Genomic DNA, 4,997 nt, shown 5'->3' with positions numbered 1-4,997 from the left:
GATATGGCAAGTCAGGTTCCAACCTGGCAGAAGGCTTTGAGCTTTCAGGGCTCGGCCAGCTGGCCGACGCTATTGCTCATTCTGACCGTGTTATTACCTTTGGAGCCTGAGCCATGCCCGACAAGAAGAAAGTACTGATCATTAATCGTCGCGCACCGTACGGCCGTTCTAACGCACGAGATTCGCTGGATGTTGCATTAACCTGTGGTGTCTTTGAAATGCCGATCAGTATCTTGTTTGCTGATGATGGTGTGTTTCAACTGATTGGCGGCCACCAAGCCAAAGGTATTGGGCAGAAAAATCTCTCTGCCAATCTCGCCGCACTGCCAATGTACGATATTGACCAGCTGTTTGTATGTGCTGAGAGCCTAAACACACACGGTTTAACCACTGACTCGCTAGAGCACAACACCACACAGCTTGATCAAACCGCCATTCAGCAATTGATTCAGGACCACGATGTGGTTCTAACCTTCTGAGATCCCACCTATGGCACTACACACGCTAAATCAACCTCCCGGCAACATCGAATGCCTTAAACGCTGCCTGAGCGCACTGAGCGAAGGAGACGCCCTTCTGTTAATCGAAGATGGTGTCCTGGCATCGCTGCCTGCTCACGCCGCACACTATGATCAGATCAATGCAAATATAGCGTTTTACGCATTACAAGCCGATCTGGACGCCCGCGGACTGAACGACATGAAAGATAGTCGGTTCACCGTGGTAGATGATAGCGGCTTCGTCGATTTGGCCTGTGAGCACGACAAAGTCGTTAGTTGGTATTAACCATGACACTCGTAGTCGACGGCACCCCCATCGAAGTTGATGACGAAGGTTATCTCGTCTCTTTATCGGACTGGTCCGAAACTGTTGCAGAAGCAATTGCACACTCGGAACAGCTGGAACTGACACCCGAGCACTGGGCTGTACTCAACGTAATTCGGGACTTTTATCAGACATTTGAGCACGCTCCGGCTATGCGACCGTTCGTAAAAGCTGTAGGACAAGCGTTAGGTGCCGATAAAGGTAAGAGCATCTATCTGATGACGCTGTTTCCAGACAGCCCGGCCAAACTGGCCGCTAAGATCGCAGGCTTACCTAAGCCGACAAACTGCCTGTAGATCAGGCGTAAGGAGCAAGAATGAGTTTACCGACAGTTGCGTTTCTCGGTATTGGGCTGATGGGATTGCCCATGGCGACCAACCTTCTCAATGCTGGCTATCAGCTGACCGCATGGAACCGCACCCGCAGCAAAGCGGAAATGTTGGAATCATGGGGAGCTAAGGTCGCCGACACACCGCGTGAAGCCGTGTTGAACGCAGATGTCGTTATTACCATGCTTGAAAACGGCCCCGTGGTAGAGGATGTGCTTTTTGGCCAGAATGCCGCTGAGCATTGCGACACTGGAACGTTGATCATTGATATGAGTTCTATCCCACCAGAGATGGCCAAAGATCATGCTAAACGCTTAGAGGCATTGGGACTTAAATATCTGGATGCACCGGTATCCGGTGGCACCGTGGGCGCGGAACAGGCAACGCTGTCAATTATGGCAGGTGGAAACAAAGCGACGTTCGAAAGCGCTGAATATCTATTTGGCGTACTGGGACGATCCGCAACCTATATCGGTCCTTCGGGTTCAGGGCAGCTGGCGAAGTGTGCCAATCAGGCCATTGTAGGCATCACCATTGGTGCTGTATCTGAAGCACTGCTATTGGCGGCCGAAGGCGGAGCAGACCCAGCTGCAGTCAAAGAAGCATTGCTCGGAGGTTTTGCCAGCAGCCGAATTCTTGAACTACATGGACAACGTATGATTGATCGCAACTTTATGCCTGGCGCGACATCTCGCGTGCAGCTTAAGGATTTGCGGACTATTCTGGATACGGCCCACGCGCAGAACCTAACTTTGCCGCTATCTCAGCGCGTATATGATGAATATCTCAATATGACGGCGAAAGGAATGGAAAACTGCGATCACAGTGGCCTGTTGTTACAACTGGAGTCACTTAATCAACCCGCACGACTGGGTGATGGAGAAACGCTTCGTCCAGCGCTGGTGGAGAAAAAGTAATGCCGAATTTTGCTGTTAACCTCAGCATGCTGTTTACCGAACTACCATTGATTGAGCGTTTTGATGCCGCTGCACAAGCAGGTTTTAAGCAGGTGGAAATTCAGTTCCCCTATGAGCTGACACCAGACGAGATTCAGGCCGCACTGCAGCGCAACCAGCAAACATTGGTGCTGATTAACCTCCCCGCAGGAGACTGGGCTGGTGGAGAACGCGGTATTGCCTGCCATCCAGATCGAATAAAAGAATTCAATCATGGCGTTAATCTGGCGTTGGAATACGCCGCATCACTTGGCGTAAAGAAGATAAACTGCCTGTCCGGTATAAAGCCTGATGATGTCAGCAGCCAGAGTGCAGAAGAGACATTCGCACGCAACTTGAAACATGCTGCCAATATACTCGGGGCGCATGACATCCAGTTAATGGCGGAAGCCATAAACACCCAGGATATACCTGGATTCTTTCTTAACACATCAAAGCAACTTATTGATTTAAAAGAATCATTTTGTATTGAAAATCTTTATTTTCAGTATGATGTTTATCATATGCAAATTATGGAAGGCAATCTGATCACGACGTTGCAGAATAATCTCCGCAACGTTGGACACATACAGATAGCTGATGTCCCGGGTCGCCATGAACCTGGTACCGGCGAGATCAACTTCCCAAATCTTTTCAAAGCCATAGATGCTATGGGATACTCAGGCACAATCAGTCTGGAGTATGTCCCGGCAGCAGATACGCTGAGCGGATTAGCTCAGGTTAAACCGATAATAGGTGGACAGTAATCATGGGTCTTGAACAAGCCGCAGAAGATCTGCAACAGTATCTAAGTAACGCCTCAAAAGAGCAGTCGAAACAAACCAATCAGGATGATGTTGTCTTCCATCAGTGGGCAACATTTAAGGTTAACAACGAGCTGTACGGCATTGATGTCATCAAGGTCAAAGAAGTTTTGCGCTTCAGTGAAATGACCCCGGTACCTGGCGCGGAAAACTATGTTCTCGGCATTATCAATTTACGTGGTAACGTCGTTACCGTTATTGATACCCGTCGCCTCTTCGGACTGCCTCCGGTACCCACCGACGACGACACCCGCATCATTGTCATTGAATACAACGAACAGGAAGTGATCGGCATTGTTGTAGACAGCGTGGATGAAGTCATCAACCTGCCGCAAAATGATGTGGATCGCGCGCCAAGTGTTTCCAGCGACGAGTCGACCCGCCGCTTCGTACAGGGTGTGTGCTATCACAACAACGTACTGATCATCTTATTAGACATCATGAAGATGCTAACCAGCATTACGCCACACGATTCCGAGGACGGCCCGTCAGAGATCGCTTGATCCCTGCGGAGTTAGCTTCCGATGTGCACCACGATCTGGCGATGGCCAGCGTGGTGCCGATGCTCCCAGCAATACACGCCCTGCCAGGTCCCTAGCGCCAGCCGTCCATTCATTATTGGAATTGAGAGCGTTGTCGATGTCAGCGCGGCTTTAATATGCGCAGGCATATCATCCTCCCCCTCCAGAGTATGGGTGTAGAGCGGATCATTCTCCTGCACCAGCCGATTCATCCAGTTCTCAAGATCAACTTTTGCACTTGGATCTGCGTTTTCCTGAATCGTCAGGCTGGCCGACGTATGCTGAATCAGTAACGAACAGAGTCCATTATTGATACCGGAGCCCGATACTAATGTATCGAGCTGTAATGTGAACTCGAACAGCCCCTGACGGCCTGTTTTGACTGAAAGTGTGGTAACCATAAGAAATAAAAATGCCCCTTAGATGAAGGGGCACTTTAGCAAAGAGCAACTTAGATCAGCAATGCTCAGAGCACGCGATTGGTTGTCATAAATTTACTATCCGCATCTGGACCCGTGTTGTCAGCATAGAGTGTTACACCGGAGCGCAAGCAGATAGACAGATTCTGATGGGAAGCCTCCGTCTCTTTTGGCAACATCTCCTCTACCGCCGCCTTCTCATCCAGCAGCTCCTGTTCTGTGGCCGTCAGACGCTGACGACTGAACTCATTGATTTCGACATTCTGAACAATCTGGTAACGACCATAGTTACAGATCACGGGGAAAGAATAGAAAATCCCTTTTGTAATGCCGTAGCTGCCATCACTCAACAAGCCCATGCTAATAATTTCACCGGGCTCAGTGCCGAGTACCCAATCCCGCATCTGGTCAACAATCGCCTGAGCAGCAGAAGCCGCGCTCGATAACCCACGCGCTTCGATGATTTCACCACCACGCTTTTGCACTTTAGGAATAAACTCATCGCGATACCATGTGGTATCGATCTGCGACATCGCTGGCTTGCCCAAAATGGTCGCTTGATGAAGGTCTGGGTATTGCGTTGGCGAATGGTTACCCCAGATCATAATACCGCCAATATCACGTGTTGTGGCGCCGCAGTGGTTCGCAAGAATACCTTTCGCACGGTTGTGATCAAGACGCGTCAGACAGGTAAACTGTGATGGGCTCAGGTCGGGTGCGTTGCGACTGGCAATCAGCGCATTGGTATTCGCAGGGTTGCCAGTCACCAGGACTTTAACATCACGGTTAGCGAAGTCATTCAGCGCCTTGCCCTGACGAGCAAAAATCTGTGCATTTTCTTCGAGCAAATCCCTGCGTTCCATACCCGGACCACGAGGCTTAGCGCCAACCAACAGCGCATAATGAGCATTGCTGAAACCGTCTTCCACATTGTCGTGTAACGTAATGGTGTGCAGCAAAGGATACGCACAATCCATCAACTCCATCGCCACACCACGCAGTGAATCCATAGCATGAGGGAGCTCAACAAGCTGCAAAATAACGGGTTGATCTTTGCCCATCATTTCACCTGCTGCGATTTTGAACAATAAACTATAGCTAATCGCACCGGCAGCACCGGTCACTGCAATTCGAACTGGACGTC

General features: G+C 50.0%; 9 protein-coding genes. 7 read left to right on the top strand and 2 right to left on the bottom strand.

Features of this window, described 5'->3' with window-relative positions; genetic code table 11:
- From ABYW01_RS13865 to ABYW01_RS13835, 7 genes are all read left to right on the top strand, one after another.
- Window positions 1-110: DsrE family protein (locus tag ABYW01_RS13865; RefSeq protein ID WP_372833668.1), on the top strand; the 110-nt coding region annotated here is incomplete at its 5' end.
- Between the two features lie 3 nt (window positions 111-113).
- The gene (gene tusC, locus ABYW01_RS13860) at window positions 114-479 is read left to right on the top strand and encodes a sulfurtransferase complex subunit TusC (RefSeq protein WP_372833665.1); all 366 of its coding nucleotides are present in this window, start codon (window positions 114-116) and stop codon (window positions 477-479) included.
- A 10-nt stretch (window positions 480-489) separates the two neighbouring features.
- Window positions 490-786: a sulfurtransferase complex subunit TusB gene (tusB, locus tag ABYW01_RS13855; protein WP_372833663.1), complete on the top strand. Its 297-nt coding sequence runs from the start codon at window positions 490-492 to the stop codon at window positions 784-786.
- Between the two features lie 2 nt (window positions 787-788).
- Window positions 789-1,121, top strand: coding sequence for a TusE/DsrC/DsvC family sulfur relay protein (locus tag ABYW01_RS13850; RefSeq protein WP_372833662.1), 333 nt, complete (start codon window positions 789-791; stop codon window positions 1,119-1,121).
- Between the two features lie 20 nt (window positions 1,122-1,141).
- Window positions 1,142-2,071, top strand: a complete 930-nt coding sequence (locus ABYW01_RS13845; RefSeq protein WP_372833659.1) for an NAD(P)-dependent oxidoreductase — start codon at window positions 1,142-1,144, stop codon at window positions 2,069-2,071.
- The gene (locus ABYW01_RS13840) at window positions 2,071-2,856 is read left to right on the top strand and encodes a hydroxypyruvate isomerase family protein (protein WP_372833657.1); all 786 of its coding nucleotides are present in this window, start codon (window positions 2,071-2,073) and stop codon (window positions 2,854-2,856) included. The genes ABYW01_RS13845 and ABYW01_RS13840 overlap by 1 nt, the downstream gene beginning before the upstream one ends.
- A 2-nt stretch (window positions 2,857-2,858) precedes the next feature.
- The gene (locus ABYW01_RS13835; protein ID WP_372833654.1) at window positions 2,859-3,416 is read left to right on the top strand and encodes a chemotaxis protein CheW; all 558 of its coding nucleotides are present in this window, start codon (window positions 2,859-2,861) and stop codon (window positions 3,414-3,416) included.
- 11 nt (window positions 3,417-3,427) lie between these two features.
- On the opposite strand, the gene ABYW01_RS13830 is transcribed toward ABYW01_RS13835, so the two are convergent.
- Entirely contained in the window at window positions 3,428-3,835 is a 408-nt protein-coding gene (locus ABYW01_RS13830) for a secondary thiamine-phosphate synthase enzyme YjbQ (RefSeq protein ID WP_372833651.1), read from the bottom strand.
- A gap of 65 nt (window positions 3,836-3,900) precedes the next feature.
- Window positions 3,901-4,997, bottom strand: a 1,097-nt coding sequence (locus ABYW01_RS13825; protein WP_372833649.1) for a malate dehydrogenase, incomplete at its 5' end; no start/stop codon positions are given.

Origin of the sequence: Pontibacterium sp., from assembly GCF_041587635.1 — a bacterium.
GTDB lineage: Bacteria > Pseudomonadota > Gammaproteobacteria > Pseudomonadales > Balneatricaceae > Pontibacterium.
Note: the sequence above shows the minus strand (reverse complement) of the source record. Positions and strands in the feature narration are given on the sequence as shown.